Origin of the sequence: Stappia sp. (genome assembly GCF_048268045.1) — a bacterium.
Lineage (GTDB): Bacteria > Pseudomonadota > Alphaproteobacteria > Rhizobiales > Stappiaceae > Stappia.
The window spans coordinates 142,754-159,655 of sequence record NZ_JBLWWG010000006.1 but is presented as its reverse complement, the minus strand read 5'-3'; the positions used below and the strand labels follow the sequence as shown (position 1 = coordinate 159,655).

Annotated in this window: 14 protein-coding genes; 8 read left to right on the top strand and 6 right to left on the bottom strand. The window is 66.5% G+C overall.

Translation table 11 applies throughout. The annotated features are described in order from the left end of the window. The first annotated feature begins 57 nt into the window (after window positions 1-57). Window positions 58-882, top strand: a complete 825-nt coding sequence (locus ACN0WF_RS11615) for a tetratricopeptide repeat protein (RefSeq protein WP_417772982.1) — start codon at window positions 58-60, stop codon at window positions 880-882. Window positions 883-1,042: 160 nt separating this feature from the next. Here the strand turns inward: ACN0WF_RS11615 and ACN0WF_RS11610 are convergent, their stop codons facing one another. The 3 genes from ACN0WF_RS11610 to ACN0WF_RS11600 all read right to left on the bottom strand — a co-directional run bounded on the left by ACN0WF_RS11610 (window position 1,043) and on the right by ACN0WF_RS11600 (window position 6,767). Continuing rightward, the gene (locus tag ACN0WF_RS11610) at window positions 1,043-2,806 is read right to left on the bottom strand and encodes a DUF882 domain-containing protein (RefSeq protein WP_417772981.1); all 1,764 of its coding nucleotides are present in this window, start codon (window positions 2,804-2,806) and stop codon (window positions 1,043-1,045) included. A gap of 191 nt (window positions 2,807-2,997) precedes the next feature. Further along, window positions 2,998-5,031: a L,D-transpeptidase family protein gene (locus ACN0WF_RS11605; protein WP_417772980.1), complete on the bottom strand. Its 2,034-nt coding sequence runs from the start codon at window positions 5,029-5,031 to the stop codon at window positions 2,998-3,000. A 122-nt stretch (window positions 5,032-5,153) separates the two neighbouring features. Beyond that, window positions 5,154-6,767 (bottom strand): sigma-54-dependent transcriptional regulator, encoded by a 1,614-nt coding sequence (locus ACN0WF_RS11600; RefSeq protein WP_417772979.1) that lies wholly within the window; start codon window positions 6,765-6,767, stop codon window positions 5,154-5,156. Window positions 6,768-7,044: 277 nt separating this feature from the next. Between ACN0WF_RS11600 and ACN0WF_RS11595 the strand changes: the two genes are divergently transcribed. The 7 genes from ACN0WF_RS11595 to ACN0WF_RS11565 all read left to right on the top strand — a co-directional run bounded on the left by ACN0WF_RS11595 (window position 7,045) and on the right by ACN0WF_RS11565 (window position 14,905). Then, window positions 7,045-8,916, top strand: coding sequence for a M3 family oligoendopeptidase (locus ACN0WF_RS11595; protein ID WP_417772978.1), 1,872 nt, complete (start codon window positions 7,045-7,047; stop codon window positions 8,914-8,916). Further along, window positions 8,913-9,896, top strand: coding sequence for a heme-dependent oxidative N-demethylase family protein (locus ACN0WF_RS11590; protein WP_417772977.1), 984 nt, complete (start codon window positions 8,913-8,915; stop codon window positions 9,894-9,896). The genes ACN0WF_RS11595 and ACN0WF_RS11590 overlap by 4 nt, the downstream gene beginning before the upstream one ends. Before the next feature lie 96 nt (window positions 9,897-9,992). Beyond that, on the top strand, window positions 9,993-11,363 hold the full coding sequence (locus ACN0WF_RS11585; protein WP_417772976.1) for an ABC1 kinase family protein: 1,371 nt from the start codon (window positions 9,993-9,995) through the stop codon (window positions 11,361-11,363). Between the two features lie 165 nt (window positions 11,364-11,528). Beyond that, complete coding sequence (locus ACN0WF_RS11580; RefSeq protein ID WP_417772975.1) at window positions 11,529-11,813, top strand: aa3-type cytochrome c oxidase subunit IV; 285 nt, start codon at window positions 11,529-11,531, stop codon at window positions 11,811-11,813. A gap of 49 nt (window positions 11,814-11,862) precedes the next feature. Beyond that, window positions 11,863-13,002 carry a Re/Si-specific NAD(P)(+) transhydrogenase subunit alpha gene (locus tag ACN0WF_RS11575; protein WP_417772974.1) on the top strand — a complete coding sequence of 380 codons (1,140 nt, stop codon included), beginning with the start codon at window positions 11,863-11,865 and terminating at the stop codon, window positions 13,000-13,002. 12 nt (window positions 13,003-13,014) lie between these two features. Then, window positions 13,015-13,491, top strand: coding sequence for a proton-translocating transhydrogenase family protein (locus ACN0WF_RS11570; RefSeq protein ID WP_417772973.1), 477 nt, complete (start codon window positions 13,015-13,017; stop codon window positions 13,489-13,491). Between the two features lie 13 nt (window positions 13,492-13,504). Further along, a complete protein-coding gene (locus ACN0WF_RS11565; RefSeq protein WP_417772972.1) occupies window positions 13,505-14,905 on the top strand; it encodes an NAD(P)(+) transhydrogenase (Re/Si-specific) subunit beta in 1,401 nt (466 codons plus the stop codon). 268 nt (window positions 14,906-15,173) lie between these two features. Here ACN0WF_RS11565 and ACN0WF_RS11560 read toward each other — a convergent pair whose 3' ends face one another. The 3 genes from ACN0WF_RS11560 to ACN0WF_RS11550 all read right to left on the bottom strand — a co-directional run bounded on the left by ACN0WF_RS11560 (window position 15,174) and on the right by ACN0WF_RS11550 (window position 16,806). Beyond that, a complete protein-coding gene (locus ACN0WF_RS11560; RefSeq protein WP_417772971.1) occupies window positions 15,174-15,437 on the bottom strand; it encodes a DUF2312 domain-containing protein in 264 nt (87 codons plus the stop codon). A gap of 194 nt (window positions 15,438-15,631) precedes the next feature. Continuing rightward, window positions 15,632-15,940, bottom strand: coding sequence for a DUF1244 domain-containing protein (locus ACN0WF_RS11555; protein WP_417772970.1), 309 nt, complete (start codon window positions 15,938-15,940; stop codon window positions 15,632-15,634). Between the two features lie 38 nt (window positions 15,941-15,978). Next, on the bottom strand, window positions 15,979-16,806 hold the full coding sequence (locus ACN0WF_RS11550) for an N-formylglutamate amidohydrolase (RefSeq protein WP_417772969.1): 828 nt from the start codon (window positions 16,804-16,806) through the stop codon (window positions 15,979-15,981). Between the last annotated feature and the right edge of the window lie 96 nt (window positions 16,807-16,902).

Sequence of the window (16,902 nt, the reverse complement as noted above, 5' to 3'; positions counted from 1 at the left end):
ATCGAGGCGGATGCCCGGCGCACCGATTTCCGGAGCGCCGACAGACCTCGCCCTACGATGCTCGCGGCGCTCCTGGCCGGCGGGCTGGCGCTTGCCGGCTGCCAGTCCTCGAATTTTTCCAACGGCGTCCAGATCGACCAGTCGGCCGGCTCGACCGCCAACATCGATTCCCTCAACGCTGTCATTGAATCGAATCCGCGTGACGCCAGCGCCTACAACACCCGGGGCATCGCCTACGGACGCGCCGGCCGCTACGACCAGGCCATCGCCGACTTCAACACCGCGCTGAAGCTTGAGCCGAACTCCTACCAGTCCTATGCGAACCGGGCTCTCGTCTATCGGCGCATGGGCAATCTGCAGGCGGCCGTCAACGACTACAGCGCAGCCCTGCGCATCAAGCCGGACTATGACGCCGCGCTCGTCGGGCGGGGCAATGCCTATCGTTCGCTCGGGCGCAACGATCTGGCGCTCGCCGACTTCAATGCCGCGATCGCGCTTGATTCGAGCAATGCCCGCGCCTTCCACAACAGGGGCCTGATCTATCAGGCCCAGGGCAACCACACCCGCGCCGTCGAAGACTTCGCGACCGCCATCGGTCTCGATCCGAACGCGGCCGAGCCTTACATCGCCCGTGGCCTGTCGTATCTGGCGCTGAACGATCCCAAGGCAGCGCTCTCGGATCTCTCCGATGCCGTCAACCGCGACCCGCGCTCCGCCGTCGCATGGGCGAACCGTGGCTTCGCGCTCGAGACCACCGGCCAGACCAAGGATGCGCGCCGCTCCTATTCCCGTGCGCTCGGCATCGACCCGTCAAACACGATTGCCAAGGAAGGCCTCGGCCGCATCGACCGCGGAACCTCCGCGGCACTGCCCGCCCGCTGAGGAGAACGGGCGAACGCTCCGCGCGGGGCCCCGCAATCTTCTCGCCGAAGCCGCTGATCAAGGCCTCCCGCGATCCGCGAGATCGAAACGAAAAACGCCCGCTGTCCGGATCGGACCGCGGGCGTTTTTCGTTGTCGCACGAGACCGGGAAGATGGTCTTTTACTGGAAGGACACCACCGGCAACATCACCACCGCCGGCCCCTCGAAGCGATCCGAGCGGGGAGAGCCGGAGCTATGGGCCGCCGAGAAACGATTGGCGTAGACCCGACCGCCCGGCGCGAGCAGCAGCTCGAGACGACGCTGGTTCGGATGACGCAACTGCGCGAAGGTCAAGGTGCGCGTGTTCACTGTTCCCGAGATCAGGTCGGGAAGCGAGCGATCCGGCAACGAAGCGAAGCGGGCCAACGGATCGCGAATGATCGGGTCCGGCAGCCGGCCGGCCAGCGAGGCAGCGTCGGCCTTGCCACGGGTCTCGCGCCGCTGAGGTACACCGACAGGCGCGGACGGAAGCGCCGAGGCGGACGCCATGCTCGAGGACGGCGCGAAGGCCAGCGTCGCGCCACCGAGGTCGGTCTGCGGCTTGCGCTGCGGCGCGGTGCCGCCAGTGACGGCGGCGATTGCCGAGGCGGCGTCGGCCGGAGCAGGACGCGGCACGGCGCTGCGCGCGGCTTGCTGGGGAACCGGGCCCTGCCGCAGTTCGGCCGGCTTTGCAATAGGCGCCACGGAGGCCACAACGAGAGGACGTTCAGCGGCGGTTGCCGGCGCATCGACGGGCGGAAGGCCGCTGGCGAGACGCTGGGCCTGCGCCTCAAGCGTCCCCGGTGCAACGGAGCCGGCACGGGCAGCAGCGACCACGGCGGCAAAGCCCGCCGGCTTCAGGCGCGGCAGCACCTGGGCGATGACGACCGGATCGGGTTCCGCCGTCGCCGGCGCCTCAACCTCGGCCACCTTCACGCCCGGAGGCGCGTCGGCGGGTGCGGGAGCGGGAACCGGTGCGGCTTCGGGAGCTGCGGCAATACGGCTGCGGATCGGGGCCGGCGGCGTCGGTGCGCTCTGATCGCCCTCGTCCTCGTCGCCGCCAAACAGACGCGCGATCAGGCCCGGGCCCTGGTTGCCGGACAGGCCGGCGCGACGGGCAGCGCCGCCACGCTCGAGGTCGCCGGAGCTACGCGCGGACGCGCTCGGCGCGGCACTTGCCACCATCGTACGCGTTGAGCTCTTTGAGCCGGGCTTGTGACGCGCCAGCGCTTCCGCATAGCGCGGCATCTTCTTGCCGTCGGTGGGAATGTGAATGGTGTCGCCGCGCGGGAAGACACGGGCAAGCTGGGTCCGGGTCATCCGCGGCCAGTGCCGCACCGAGCCGGTGTCCATGTGCACGAAAGGCGAACGCGACGTGGGATAGAAACCAACACCGCCGATTTCCTTGCGCAGGCCCGTGGCGCGCAGCTTGGCGAGGTTCACGCCGGGAATGAAGAAATCCATCGCCTTGCCGCGCATATGCTGGCTTTTCTTGGCGACGCCACGGGAGCGACCGCGCAGCATGTTGTTCGTGGCGGGAGAACGGTAGCCCGACACGACATGGATCGGCTCCGAGCCGCCGGCGTCGCGATAGACTTCCCAGATCAGGTCGAACAGCGCCGGGTCCATCTTGGTGACCTCGTTGCGGCGCCAGTCGCGCAGAAAGCGGTTGAGCTCGCGCAGTCCCTCGGAGACATAGCGCCCGTTCTTCTTGAACGTGATCGAAACCCGCTCATGCGTGTGGGTGTTGTAGAGCTTCAGCGTCCGCGTCTCGGCCGCGGCTGTCGAAGCCGTGAACGGAAGCGCGATCAGGCACGCGGCCGCGATCATCATCGCAGACGCCCAGACGCGAAGACCCCGCAGGGAGAACCATGCCTCGAGCAATGTCAGTCTCGCATATTTCATCGGCGGTGCCGCCGACATCCGCCCCCCAATTGGACTGATGTAAGGGACCTAGGTTAAGAAGCCTTTACCGTATTCAAAATTGAGCGCAAATCGTGGCAAATGCGCATCAATTCCGAAAAAAAGCGGCAAACCCTCTTGTCCGCGCCAACAAATATGCCGTTTCGCCCGATGACCCGGCCAGACCAGCCGCTTCAGCGATACATGTCGTTGCCGCCGCGCATGCGAAGCTGCATCAGCTTCGCCCGCTGCTGCTTGATGGACAGCGCCTCCGCCTTCCTGCTCTCGCCGGTCTCCTTGCGCGCCTGAACCGGCGCGGGCGGAGCCTGGCGAACCACGACCGCGAAACGCTGCCAGTCTTGCCAGCCGTCGATGCCGAGAGCCTTGGTCAGCGTGGCGTTGTGTCCATAGATGTCAGGGCGCCGCTGAAGCAGCCCGTTCTCATCGACGAAGGCCGTGAAATAGGCCAGATGCACCGGGATCCGGCTGCTGAGATCGACCCGCTTTTCCTGCCCCCCGATCATTGCCTTGAGCTTCTTCGCATCCCAGCGCGGGTCGAGCTGAAGAAGCGCATCGGCGAAGTCGAACGGATCCTGCACCCTGACGCAACCATGCGAGAAGGCCCGGCTCGAGCGCGAAAACAGGCTCTTCGACGGCGTGTCGTGCAGGTAGACCGAATGCCGGTTCGGGAACATGAACTTGATCTTGCCGAGCGCATTGCCGCCACCCGGCCGCTGGCGGATGCGCACCGAGCGCAGGTTTACCCCGCTCCAGTCGATGGCCGAGGCATCGACCACGCGCCCGCCGGAGACGACCTCGTAGTTGCGGCTCGCCAGATAGGAGGAATTCGCCCGCGCCGCCGGCAGAAGCTCCTGCGAGGCGATGGAATACGGCACGTTCCAGTAGGGATTGACGATGACGTGGTCCATCTCGTCAGAGAAAACCGGCGTCTGGTTCTGCGGCTTGCCGACGACGACGCGGGTCTCATAGACAGGCTGCCCGTCGCGTATCAGGCGCGCCTTGAACTCGGGAATGTTGACGAAGACGTGGAATGTGCCGAGATCGCGCGGCATCCAGCGCCAGCGCTCCATGTTGGCGATGACGTCGGAAACGGCCATGCCGTCGTCGGAGACCGCGTTGAGAGCGAGAAGCGTGCGCGGGCCCACGACGCCGTCCGGATGCAGGCCGTTGTCCTTCTGGAAATCCGCAACCGCCTGCTTCACCCGCTCATCGTAGAAGGCGGGATCCGTCATCGACGCGTCCAGCGCCTGCACGACATCCTCGTCCTGCGGCGCGGTTTCGCCGTCTGTCGACACCGCCGCAACCGGCTCCGCCGCCTCGGCGTCCGGAGCCTCCGCAAGGCCTAGGCGCTGTCGCAGCACCACGACCCGCTCGTCACTGACACCAAGCTTCAGCACCTTGCCGTCCGGTACGACCGGCGGACGCTCGTCCGCCGCGCCCGGCCTGGTCAGCTCTGCAAGTTTGCGCCGCAGCGCCTGAAAACCGTCCTGCGGCGGGTTGAAGCCGTCAAGCGCGACGACCGGGTCATTGGCCGAGGCAATGCTTTCCAGCGCTGCCGCGATATCGGGATGGGTCGGCTTCGCCGTTGTCAGCTTGGACAGGCTCTCCGGCTCGACCCGTCCCGCCTGGGCATGGTCGGCATAGGCGACAAGAGCCAGCGACAGCAGCACGTCGAAACGCGCGGCGGTGGCCTCGTCGAGCGTGCCCGCCGTGCTGGCGAGGTCTTTCGGAAGCGCGTAGTCGGCCGGGCGCAGCCCGTCCCGGTCAGCATGGCGCAGACGCACCAGGAGGCCGCGCGCCGCCAGGCTCGGGCTCGCCTGCGCGCTCCAAAGCGGCGCGAAGTCCCGCGCCTGATAAACGGAAAGGATCGCCTTGCGACGCGCCGGAGTGACGAAGGAAAGCTCCGCGTCCGCCTGCGACAGGCCCTCGCCTTCGCGCAGCATCCGCTCCAGCAGGCGTGCCTCGGCGGGCGTTTCACGCGCGCTCGCCTCCGCTTCGGGAAGGGCGTCGGGCGCCGGCACAACGCTGTCGACGGCGGAGGCTGCCGCCGGCGCGCTGCCAGAGACAACAGTGTTGGCAAGCGCCGGGCATGAGATCAGCGCGACCCCGGCAACCGCTGCCAGAACGGTGCGACTCACGCCAGAGAGCGCGCTGGACACCGGCAGGACACGGCTGGAATGGCGGGCGGTGGCGCGGGCAAACGGCATGGACTGCTCTTCCTGTCGGCACGGGGCCCGGAGGAACCGGGCCGAAGGGCGTTGCGCTGTGATTCGCCTAGGAAGCCTGCAGGCCGCGGCCATTGCAAGGCAGAGCCGCTCGCGCTTGCCCCCTATTCTGCCGCCTCCGCCTCGTCTGTTGCCTCAAGGCCATAGTCTTTCAACTTGCGATAGAGAGTTGAGCGCCCGATTGACAACCTACGCGCGACTTCGGTCATCCGCCCGCCGTAGTGTTCAATCGCCGCCCGGATCATGTCGGCCTCGACATCGGCGAGCGAACGAATGTGCCCTTCCTCGTCGAGACTGCGAATGAAACCGAAGGGCGACGCGGCGTCCCCCGCGCCAAGCGGAATGGCCGTGCCGATCATCGGGTCGCTCGCGGCACCGGCGGTATCGCGCGCGGACGCGCCCGACAGCCCCACCGGATGCGCCTGGACCGCCATCACCGGAGCCAACACCTGAGCCGAGATCTGGTGGCCGGAAAGCTCCGCCCCCGAAGCGAGCGGGCGGCTCGGACCAGAGCGCATCTGCTGCACGGCCGACTGGACCTGCGGAAAATCATCCACCGTCAGGTGATTGCCCTCACACAGCACGACCGCGCGGAAGACTGCGTTCTCGAGCTGGCGGATATTGCCGGGCCAGTCGTAGGCCTGAAGCATGGCAACCGCATCCGGCGCCACCGATCCGATGTGCGGACGCCCCTCCTCGGCGGCGAAACGGGCGAGGAAGTGGCGCACAAGATCGGGAACATCCTCGCGACGGTCGCGAAGCGGGGGCAGCCACAGCGGGAAGACGTTGAGCCGGTAGTAGAGGTCCTCACGGAAGCTGCCGTCCTTGACGAGATCGATCAGCCGGCGGTTCGTCGCAGAGATGAGGCGGAAATCGACCTTGACCGGACGGCGGCCACCGATCGGATCGATCTCGCCTTCCTGCAGAGCCCGCAAGAGCTTCACCTGGATCTCCGGCGGCAGTTCGCCGACCTCGTCGAGAAACAGCGTGCCGCCATGGGCCTCCTGGAACTTGCCGACATGCTTGTCGACCGCACCGGTGAAGGCTCCCTTCTCGTGCCCGAAAAGGATCGATTCCACCAGGTTTTCCGGGATCGCGCCACAGTTCACGGTGACGAAGGGACGCGCCTTGCGCTCACTGGTGCCCTGGATGGCGCGCGCGATCAGCTCCTTGCCGACGCCCGATTCGCCCTCGATCAACACCGGGATCTGTGAACCGGCCGCGCGCTTGCCGACACGGATCACCCGGTCCATCGCCTCGGATCGGGTGACGATATCGTCGAAGGTGAAGGTGCCACTCGACTGCTTGTGGATGCGGGTGATCTCGCCCTCGAGCGCCGACATGCGCATGAAGGTGCGGATCGCCACTTCCAGCCGCTCGGGCGACACCGGCTTGACGACAAAGTCCTGTGCGCCGGCGCGAATGGCGTTGACCGCCGTGTCGATGCCGGCATGCGCCGTCTGCACGATGATCGGAATTGCGACCCGTGCTTCGCGCAGCCTCGCGATGACACCCATGCCGTCAAGCTCGGGCATGACCAGATCGAGGATCAGCAGGTCGACGTCGGAGCCTTCCGGGCCGGTAAGCAGCGCCACCGCCTCCGCGCCGTTTTCCACGCAGCGCGCCCGGTAGCCGAAACGCTTAACCGCCTCTTCCAGCAGCCGGCGCTGGACCGGATCGTCGTCGGCGATGAGGATGCGTCCGCTGGTGGGGATCATCTCGTGCGGCCTCGCATGCGAGCCCCAGGTTGCGGAGCTCAGGTGTTTCAATTCGGGGCAGATTAGTCCTGCCGCGGTAAACAAATCGTCCATGCGCGGCCAGCGCGCCACGCCGGCGGCAGGCATAAGCGACGATCAGGCGCTGCCCTCTCCTCTTTAACGCCGCGACAAACCCCTATATCCAGAGAGACAACATCCCGGGCGACCGGGAGCCGACAAATTCACTGGCCGCCGGGCCCGCAAGGTACGGCCCGGCCGGCAACGTTCCGGAGAGAGCATGACGTCGACCCGCGACCTATCTTCCACACAACGCCACGATCGCTTCCGTCTCATCGCGGCCCCCGGCCCCTCGGCGGGCTCGGCGAAGGCAGGCGCGCTCGGCGACCTGCCGGAGTGGAATCTCGCCGACCTCTATTCCTCCCACGAGGCCCCTGAAGTCGCCGCGGACCTGGAGCGCAGCCTCCGCGAAGCGGAAGCCTTCGAGAGCCGCTACAAGGGCAGGCTCGCCGAGATCGCCGGGCGCTCCGGTACCGAGCTCGCCGGCGCGATCCGCGAAATGGAGTCACTCGACGACCTGATGGGCCGGCTCGCCTCCTATGCCGGTCTCTTCTACTCCGGCAACACCACGGACCCCGTGCGGCAGAAGTTCTACGGCGACGTTCAGGACAAGCTGACGACGGCAAGCACGCATCTCATCTTCTTCGCCCTCGAACTCAACCGCATCGACGACGCGGTGCTCGACGCGGCCGCCGCCGACCCGGATCTTGCGCACTACCGGCCCTGGCTCGACGACATCCGCAAGGCGCGCCCCTTCCAGCTCGAGGACCGCATCGAACAGCTCTTCCATGAAAAGTCGCTGAGCGGGTCGGCTGCCTGGAACAGGCTCTTCGACGAGACCATGGCGGGCCTGCGGTTCGACGTCGACGGACACACGCTTCCGCTCGAGCCGACGCTGAACCTGATGCAGGATTCCGACGGCGAAAAACGCGAAGCCGCAGCCCATGCGCTCTCCGATACCTTTCGGGAAAACCTCCCGGTGTTCACGCTGATCACCAACACGCTCGCCAAGGACAAGGAAATTTCCGACCGCTGGCGCGGTTTCGAGGACATCGCCGACAGCAGGCATCTGGCCAACCGGGTCGAGCGCGAGGTCGTCGACGCCCTGGTCGAGGCCGTGCGCGGCGCCTATCCGGACCTGTCGCACCGATACTATGCGCTGAAGGCGCGCTGGTTCGACCGGGACAGCCTCGACTTCTGGGATCGCAACGCGCCGCTTCCTTCCGCCGACACGCGCCAGATCCCCTGGGACGAGGCGCGCGAGACCGTGCTCGGCGCCTATGGCCGCTTTTCGCCGAAGATGGCCGACATCGCCCGCGACTTCTTCGACAAAGGCTGGATCGACGCTCCGGCGCGCGAAGGCAAGGCGCCGGGCGCCTTCGCCCATCCCACGGTGCCGAGCGCCCACCCCTATGTCCTGCTCAACTACCAGGGCCGCACCCGCGACGTGATGACCCTTGCCCATGAGCTTGGCCACGGCGTTCATCAGGTGCTCGCCGCCCCCAACGGCGCATTGATGGCCCCGACACCGCTGACGCTGGCCGAAACCGCCAGCGTCTTCGGCGAGATGCTGACCTTCAAGACCCTGCTCGCCAACGCGGAGACACCGCAGAAGCGCAAGATCCTGCTCGCCGGCAAAGTTGAGGACATGATCAACACGGTCGTGCGCCAGATCGCCTTCTACACCTTCGAACGCAAGGTCCATGCCGGCCGCCGGCAGGGCGAGCTGACCTCCGGCGAACTCTGCGACATGTGGATGTCCGTGCAGGCGGAAAGCCTCGGCCCGGCAATCCGCCTGTCGAAGGACTACGAGACTTACTGGACCTACATCCCGCACTTCATCCATTCGCCGTTCTACGTCTACGCCTATGCCTTCGGCGACTGCCTGGTGAACTCGCTCTACGCGGTCTACGAGGAGGCGGAAGCGGGCTTCCAGGACAAGTATTTCGCACTGCTTTCGGCGGGCGGCACCAAGCACCATTCGGAGCTTCTGGCGCCCTTCGGGCTGGATGCCACCGATCCGACCTTCTGGCAGAAGGGCCTGTCGGTCATCTCCGGCTTCATCGACGAACTGGAAAAGATGGACGCATGAGCGGGTCGGGCGCGGCGGGCGGAGAGCAACGGCCAGGGACAAATCCCCCTGCCCTTGCCGGCAGCGTCGCGCCCACGCCCCTGCTTCACACGCCCTACGACGGATCAGCCCGCCCCTTCACGGTCGGGCTGATGCCGCTCGACCTCGCCGACTGGATCGAGCCCGACGACCGGCTGGCGGAACACCTGGCGCGCAAGGATGAGCTCCTCGCCGGGGCGGGAGCCCCCGTCCTTCTCGCCGAAGCGGGAACGCAGGCGGCGCAACAGGAGGTGCTCGATCTTCTCTTCGACCATCTCCCTGCCCGGTTTCCCGGCATCTATCATCGCGACGGCGACGCGATCTCTGTCACACCCGCCGGCCGACGGATCTCGCGAACGGCAGCCGATGAAGCCCCGATCGCAGCCGCCGCCCGCCTCGTGCAGGAGGATCTCGTCCTGATGCGCAAGGGCGCGGACGGCCACCGGCTTGCCGCAGCCGCCCTGTGCTTCCCCTCCTCCTGGTCGCTGGTCGAGAAGTTCGGCCGCAGCATGCGCGAGATCCACGAGACCGTCCCGGGCTTCAACGACGGGCGCATGGGGCAGATGGTTGCCCGCATCTTCGACAATCTCGCCGTCGACCGGCCGAGCTGGCGGCTCAACTGGTCGCTCTATTCCGGCGCCGAACTGCATCACCCAAAGCCGAAGCGGATCGACGCGGCACGGATGGACGGAGCGCCGCGCGAGGGACTTCATGTGCGCGTCGAACGCCAGACCCTGCGCCGCCTGCCCGGTTGCGGCGACATCCTGTTCACCATCAAGATCCACCACGACCCGGTTGCCGCCTTCGCCGGCCATCCCGACGGCATGCGGCTCGCGGCCGGACTGCGCGAACAATTGCTGGCGCTCGACCCCGCCCAACTCGCCTACAAGGGACTGAGCGACGAACGTGACCGGATCGCCGGCCACCTGGCGGCGCAGGCGAGGATGAGCCAGCGCGACTGATCGTCCCCTATCGGCGCCCGACGATCCGCTATATCCGTGGCTGCGTACACGTTTTCATCGCGGGGCAAGCCCGCCGCCAATCCCGAGGATACAGGCATGCCATCTCGCCCGCCCCGCGACCGCGAACAGAACCGTCTGAGCGCCCGTTTCGGCCGCTATGCCCGGGTTGGCGCCAACATGGGCGGTCTCGCGGCCAAACTCGCCGGCAAGCGCGTTTTCGGCATGGAGATCGACGACGCCAAGCAGGCGCGCGAGCTTGCCGAGGCACTGGGCGGCCTCAAGGGGCCGCTGATGAAGGTGGCCCAGCTTCTCTCCACCATTCCCGACGCGATCCCACCGGAATATGCCGCCGAACTCGCCACGCTACAGTCCGCCGCCCCGCCGATGGGCTGGGCATTCGTCAAACGGCGCATGCAGGCCGAGCTTGGAGCGCGCTGGCAGGAACGTTTCGCAAGCTTCGACAAGGAACCCGCCGCAGCCGCCTCGCTCGGACAGGTGCACAAGGCCGTGGCGACGGACGGAGAGGCACTTGCGTGCAAGCTGCAGTACCCCGACATGGCTTCGGCGGTTGAGGCTGATCTGCGCCAACTCGGACTGCTGTTTTCCGTGCACAGGCGGATGCAGCCCGCAATCGACACCCGTGAGATCGCGACGGAAATTTCCGAGCGCGTCCGCGAGGAACTCGATTACGTGCGCGAGGCGCGGCACATGGCCGTCTATCGCGGCATCTTCGCGCGCGAGGCGCGCATACGTGTTCCGGACGTGCGCGACGACCTGTCGACCGGCCGGCTGCTCTCCATGTCCTGGCTCGAAGGTGCCCCGCTGCTGTCGTTCAAGGACCACGGCCTGGAGGATCGCAACCGGATCGCGGAGGCGATGTTCCACGCCTGGTGGCACCCCTTCAGTCACTACGGGGTGATCCACGGCGATCCCCACCTGGGCAACTACACCGTCTTTTCCGAGGACGGCGTCCCCTCCGGCATCAACCTGCTCGACTACGGCTGCATCCGCGTCTTCCCGCCCTCCTTCGTCGCAGGCGTCGTCGATCTCTACCAGGGACTTCTCGAAGACGACGAGGCACGCGTGGTCTCCGCATACGAACGCTGGGGCTTTACCGGCCTGACCAGAGACCTGATCGAGATCCTCAACATCTGGGCACGCTTCATCTATGGCCCGCTGCTGACGGATCGGGTGCGCTCCATCGCCGACGGAGTCAGCGCCGCGGAGTACGGCCGCAAGGAGGCTTTCCGCGTGCACCAGGCATTGAAGGAAAAGGGCCCGGTCCGGGTGCCGCGCGAGTTCGTCTTCATGGACCGCGCCGCCATCGGGCTCGGGGGCGTGTTTCTGCATCTGCGCGCCGAACTCAATTTCCATCGCCTGTTCAACGAACAGATCGCCGCGTTCGACGGCGGTCTGGTGGCGGAACGACAGAACGCCGCGCTCGCCGACGCGGGCCTTGCCACCTGATCACGGGCGCGGCCCGAAGCCCGGCGGCGGCGCCGACCGCACGCCGCCGCTTCCCCAACGGTCGGCGTCTTGGCCATCCGCGCCCGAAATCAGCGCGTTGCCCGCAGGTGTGTCTCTGTTATAAGTACGCCCACCTATGACTTAGAGGCACCTATAGGGGGACCCATGGCCGAAAACACCTCGTCCGCAATGGACTATGCCGAGCACGATCGTACATACGCCGGCTTCATCAATTTCTCCAAGGTCGGCTCGATCGCCGTTCTGAACGTCGTGCTGTGCCTGATCTTGTTCAGCTTCGGTGGCGGTGCTGGCGTGTTCTTCGGCTGGATCGCGCTTATCGCGACGCTGGTAGCGGCGGCCATCGGCCTTGCGGCTGGCGACAAGGGGTGGATCCCTTCCGCGGGCGTCTTCGTGCTCGCAGGCCTTGCCTCGATCATCGTCACCGCCTGATCAGGCCCCCTGACCCGCTGGCACACCAGAGCCTGGGAGGACTCAATCGATGAAACTCGCAGTGCCCCGCGAGAGCGAGGCCGGTGAAACGCGCGTCGCCGCGACGCCCGACACCATCAAGAAATTCGTCGGCCTCGGTTTTGAGGTCTCGGTCGAAAAGGATGCAGGCCAGTTGTCGCGCATCCTCGACGCCGACTACGAGGCCGCAGGCGCCACCATCGCCCCCGACGCGAAGGCGACGCTCGCCGACGCCGACATGGTGCTGAAGGTCCGCCGTCCGAACGCCGACGAGATCGCCCTGATCAAGAAGGGCGCCATCGTCATCGCGACCATGGATCCCTTCGGTCACAAGGCAGAGGTCGAAGCGATGGCCAAGGCCGGCCTGTCCGCCTTCGCCATGGAGTTCATGCCGCGCATCACCCGCGCCCAGGTCATGGACGTTCTGTCGTCGCAGGCCAACCTCGCCGGCTATCAGGCGGTGATCGACGCCGCTGGCGAATACGATCGCGCCATGCCGATGATGATGACCGCCGCCGGCACCGTGCCGGCAGCCCGTGTCTTCGTCATGGGCGCCGGTGTCGCCGGCCTTCAGGCGATCGCCACAGCCCGACGCCTCGGCGCGGTGGTGAGCGCAACCGACGTGCGCCCGGCTGCCAAGGAGCAGGTGGAATCGCTCGGCGCCAAGTTCATCGCCGTCGAGGACGATGAGTTCAAGCAGGCCGAGACCGCTGGCGGCTACGCCAAGGAAATGTCGGACGAATACAAGAAGAAGCAGGGCGAACTGGTGGCAAGCCATATCGCCAAGCAGGACATCGTCATCACCACCGCGCTGATCCCGGGTCGTCCGGCGCCGAAGCTGATCTCCAAGGAGATGGTCGCCTCGATGAAGCCGGGTTCGGTGATCGTCGATCTGGCGGTCGAACGCGGCGGCAACGTCGAGGGATCCAAGCCGGGCAAGATCGCCAAGGCTGGCGACGTCAAGATCGTCGGGCACCTGAACATGCCTGGTCGCATCGCCGCCTCGGCCTCCGCACTCTACGCGAAGAACCTGGTCGCCTTCGCCGAGACGATGATCGACAAGGAAGCCAAGGCCATCGCCGTCAAGTGGGACGACGAGCTGGTCAAGGCGACTGTGCTGTCGCACGACGGCGCCGTCGTCCATCCGGCCTTCGCGCCGAAATCCGAATAAGGGGGGAGCGACATGTCGGACATCAACGTCACGGACGCGCTCGAGCGCGCCAGAGCCGCAGCGGGGGCCGCCCGTGAGGCGGCCGAAGCGGCCCAGGCCGCCGCCGACGCGGCGCAGGGCTATGCGGACCAGATCTCGGGCGGCGTCGGCCAGTCCATCGCCCACGCCGCCTCCGCGGCGACGGGCGGGGCGATCGACCCGTTCGTTTTCCAGTTCACCATTTTCGTGCTGGCGATCTTCGTCGGCTACTACGTGGTGTGGTCGGTGACCCCGGCCCTGCACACACCACTCATGTCGGTGACCAACGCCATCTCGAGCGTCATCGTCGTTGGCGCCCTTCTGGCCGTCGGCGCGGATCTGGCGGCAGAGGGTGCGGGCTTTGCCCGCGGCTTCGGCTTCCTCGCGCTGATCATGGCGAGCGTCAACATCTTCGGTGGCTTCCTGGTCACCCAGCGCATGCTCGCCATGTACAAGAAGAAGCAAAAGTAGGAGACCGGACACGATGCTTTCCGCCAATGTCACGGCCGTCCTCTACGTTGTTTCGGCCGTTCTCTTCATCCTTGCGCTGCGCGGGCTTTCCAGCCCCGAGACCTCGCGCCAGGGCAACTTCCTCGGCATGTCCGGCATGGGCATCGCCATCATCACGACGCTGCTGACGGCGGCTCCCGGTTTCGGTGGGCTGGCGCTCATCGTGCTCGGCCTCGCCATCGGCGGCGGCGCGGGCGCGGTCATCGCCAAGCGCGTGCCAATGACCGCCATGCCGCAGCTCGTCGCAGCCTTCCACTCGCTGGTGGGCATGGCGGCGGTGATGGTCGCCGCCGGTGCGCTCTATGCGCCGCAGGCCTTCGGTATCGGCGAGACCGGATCGATCCATGGTGCCAGCCTGGTTGAGATGTCGCTCGGCGTCGCAATCGGCGCGATCACCTTCACCGGCTCGGTCATCGCCTTCGCCAAGCTCGACGGACGCATGTCCGGCGCGCCGATCATGCTGCCGGGTCGGCACGCGATCAACATCGCCATGGCGGCGCTGATCGTCCTGCTGGTCATCGTCTTCGTCCAGACCGAAAGCCATTTCGTCTTCTGGCTGATCGTCATCGCCTCGCTGATCTTCGGCGGACTGATCATCATCCCGATCGGCGGCGCGGACATGCCCGTGGTCGTGTCGATGCTCAACTCCTATTCCGGCTGGGCAGCGGCGGGCATCGGCTTCACGCTGGGCAACATGGCGCTGATCGTCGTCGGCGCGCTTGTCGGCTCTTCCGGCGCCATCCTGTCCTACATCATGTGCAAGGGCATGAACCGCTCGTTCATCTCCGTCATTCTCGGCGGCTTCGGCGGCGACTCCGTGACGGCCGGCGGCGGTGACGGCGGCGAGGAGCGTCCGGTCAAGCAGGGCTCCGCCGAGGACGCGGCCTTCATCATGAAGAATGCGTCCAAGGTCATCATCGTGCCCGGCTACGGCATGGCGGTCGCTCAGGCTCAGCACGCGCTGCGCGAGCTCGGCGACGTGCTCAAGGAGGAAGGCGTCGAGGTCAAATACGCCATCCACCCGGTCGCCGGCCGCATGCCCGGTCACATGAACGTGCTGCTGGCAGAGGCGCAGGTGCCTTATGACGAGGTGTTCGAGCTCGACGACATCAACTCCGAGTTCTCGCAGGCCGACGTCGTCTATGTCATCGGTGCCAACGACGTGACCAACCCGGCCGCGCGTGACGATCCGAGCTCGCCGATCTACGGAATGCCGATCCTCGACGTCGACAAGGCCGGCACGGTCCTCTTCGTCAAGCGCGGCATGGGCTCCGGCTACGCCGGCATCCAGAACGAGCTGTTCTTCCTCGACAAGACGATGATGCTCTTCGGCGATGCGAAGAAGATGACCGAGGGCATCGTCAAGGCGCTCTGAGCCTCGACGACAGTCTCTCCAAAAACGACAGCGGCGCGCCCCGACAGGAGCGCGCCGTTTTCATTTTGCGGTTCCCTTGGCGCGCAACAAGTCCCACGCAGCGCGGCCACACTCGCACTCACGCCACTCACGACTGCAAAAAGGGTGATGGATCGGTGGGGCGGCTCTGCCGGAAACCAGACCGCGCGACATCGGCCGGCGCGATTCGCGGCGCGGCCACATAGCCTCGCGGAACCGCCGACGCGCGACGGTTCCGCTCGAAAGAGGCTCAGGCGTCGTTCGCCGGGCCCGTCATGCCGAGAGCATGCATGTAGAGGTCGAGGATCGCGTCCTCTTCTTCCCGCTCGTGCGGCTGCTTCTTGCGCAGGGAAATGATCTTGCGCAGGATCTTGACGTCAAAGCCGGTGCCCTTGGCCTCGGCATAGACGTCCTTGATGTCGTCGGAAATGACCTTCTTCTCTTCCTCGAGACGCTCGATGCGTTCGACAAATGCACGGAGCTGGTCGCCGGCGACGCCGCCTGGATCGGACATGGATACTCGTCTCCTTCGTCGGTGCAGCGACGGGCCGCGCCCGCACTGCTGTCTGGGGGTGAACTTCGAATATGTTGCCGGCTCCCCACGCGAGGCCGGATCCTTCGCCCCTTGAATGCGCGGATTTCCCGCCCGTTGCAAGAAGCCGGAACGAAAACGGAACGATATTCACACCGTCCCGTGTCGCCGCTGCCTCAGTCGTGTTTCGGCCTTGCCTTTTCGAAGGCCGCCTGCTTGTCGGGGCCCGCCTCGGTCTGGTGCAACGCCCTCCAGTCCGAATAGGGCATGCCGTAGATAATCTCGCGCGCCGCTTCCTTGTCGAGCGTCACGCCCCGCTCCTCGGCCGCGTCCCGGTACCAGTTGGACAGGCAGTTGCGACAGAATCCGGCAAGGTTCATCAGGTCGATGTTCTGCACGTCGGTGCGATTGCGCAGATGCGAGACCAGCCGGCGGAACGCGGCCGCCTCCAGCTCTATGCGTGTCGTCTCATCGATCTCGGCCATGTGGATCTCCTGTCGGGTTTCAGGGCTGCCCGGGCGCGTCAGGCGTCGTCGCTACGCGAGCCATAGTGCCGTATTTCGCGCAAGGCGGGCGAATTGGCAATGATCCGCCGCAACATCGGTTCGAGCCGCGCCGCCCAGGCGTCGATACCGGCCTCATCCCCGATCAGGTCCTGACGAACCTCGATCAGCGCATGGGCGATGCCGCGTGAGGTGCCATGGCGGTACATGCAGTCGTTCTTCAATGCCCCGTCGTAAGGCTCGTTGTCGCCGGTGACCAGATCCCGCTCCTGCCGCAGCGCCTCGATGAGCGGAACGGCAAAGCGCGGGTCCCTGTCCCAGAGAACGCCGGCATGCCAGGGGCGCGACACCCCCTTCCACACCGGCGTGAAGCTGTGGATCGACAATATGGCCGGGCGATGACCCGCCGCTTGCGCCGCATCGATCGCCGAGCTCACTGCGGCATGATAGGGCCGATGATAGGCGGCAAGGCGCGCCTCGCGCTCGGCCGCGTCGTGATGGGCGTTGCCGGGCACGATCGCACCGTCCGAAAGCCGCATGACCAGCGTCGGATCGTCCTCGCCACGGTTCGGATCGATGAGCAGCCGCGAGAATGTGGTCAGCAGCGCCGGCGCGCCGAAAGCCCGCGCCAGCCGCAGCGTCAGGCCGCGCACGCCGATATCGAAACCGATGTGCCGCTGCAACTCCCTTTCCGGCAACCCCAGCGAGCCATAGCGCGCCGGCAGTGCGTTGCTGGCGTGATCGCACAGCAGCAGCAGGCCGCACGCCGGATCTCCCGGCACGATCTCGACCGGCGTTTCATCTGGAGATGGCGACGGGGGAAAGGCTGCGGAGATCGGGGACGTCATCGGGCAGGATCCGTCGGAGGCAGGTTGGCGCGGACCAGGCCGCGCCCGAATTGGCGGGAGAGCGAAGGCGGCGGCTCCCCGTCGCTCAGCGCGTCT

What these genes read in the sequence shown, in the direction of transcription:
- ACN0WF_RS11615 (WP_417772982.1), top strand. Translation starts at nt 58, where the DNA reads ATGCTCGCGGCGCTCCTGGCCGGCGGGCTGGCGCTTGCCGGCTGCCAG.
- ACN0WF_RS11610 (WP_417772981.1), bottom strand. Translation starts at nt 2,806, where the DNA reads ATGAAATATGCGAGACTGACATTGCTCGAGGCATGGTTCTCCCTGCGG.
- ACN0WF_RS11605 (WP_417772980.1), bottom strand. Translation starts at nt 5,031, where the DNA reads ATGCCGTTTGCCCGCGCCACCGCCCGCCATTCCAGCCGTGTCCTGCCG.
- ACN0WF_RS11600 (WP_417772979.1), bottom strand. Translation starts at nt 6,767, where the DNA reads ATGATCCCCACCAGCGGACGCATCCTCATCGCCGACGACGATCCGGTC.
- ACN0WF_RS11595 (WP_417772978.1), top strand. Translation starts at nt 7,045, where the DNA reads ATGACGTCGACCCGCGACCTATCTTCCACACAACGCCACGATCGCTTC.
- ACN0WF_RS11590 (WP_417772977.1), top strand. Translation starts at nt 8,913, where the DNA reads ATGAGCGGGTCGGGCGCGGCGGGCGGAGAGCAACGGCCAGGGACAAAT.
- ACN0WF_RS11585 (WP_417772976.1), top strand. Translation starts at nt 9,993, where the DNA reads ATGCCATCTCGCCCGCCCCGCGACCGCGAACAGAACCGTCTGAGCGCC.
- ACN0WF_RS11580 (WP_417772975.1), top strand. Translation starts at nt 11,529, where the DNA reads ATGGCCGAAAACACCTCGTCCGCAATGGACTATGCCGAGCACGATCGT.
- ACN0WF_RS11575 (WP_417772974.1), top strand. Translation starts at nt 11,863, where the DNA reads ATGAAACTCGCAGTGCCCCGCGAGAGCGAGGCCGGTGAAACGCGCGTC.
- ACN0WF_RS11570 (WP_417772973.1), top strand. Translation starts at nt 13,015, where the DNA reads ATGTCGGACATCAACGTCACGGACGCGCTCGAGCGCGCCAGAGCCGCA.
- ACN0WF_RS11565 (WP_417772972.1), top strand. Translation starts at nt 13,505, where the DNA reads ATGCTTTCCGCCAATGTCACGGCCGTCCTCTACGTTGTTTCGGCCGTT.
- ACN0WF_RS11560 (WP_417772971.1), bottom strand. Translation starts at nt 15,437, where the DNA reads ATGTCCGATCCAGGCGGCGTCGCCGGCGACCAGCTCCGTGCATTTGTC.
- ACN0WF_RS11555 (WP_417772970.1), bottom strand. Translation starts at nt 15,940, where the DNA reads ATGGCCGAGATCGATGAGACGACACGCATAGAGCTGGAGGCGGCCGCG.
- ACN0WF_RS11550 (WP_417772969.1), bottom strand. Translation starts at nt 16,806, where the DNA reads ATGACGTCCCCGATCTCCGCAGCCTTTCCCCCGTCGCCATCTCCAGAT.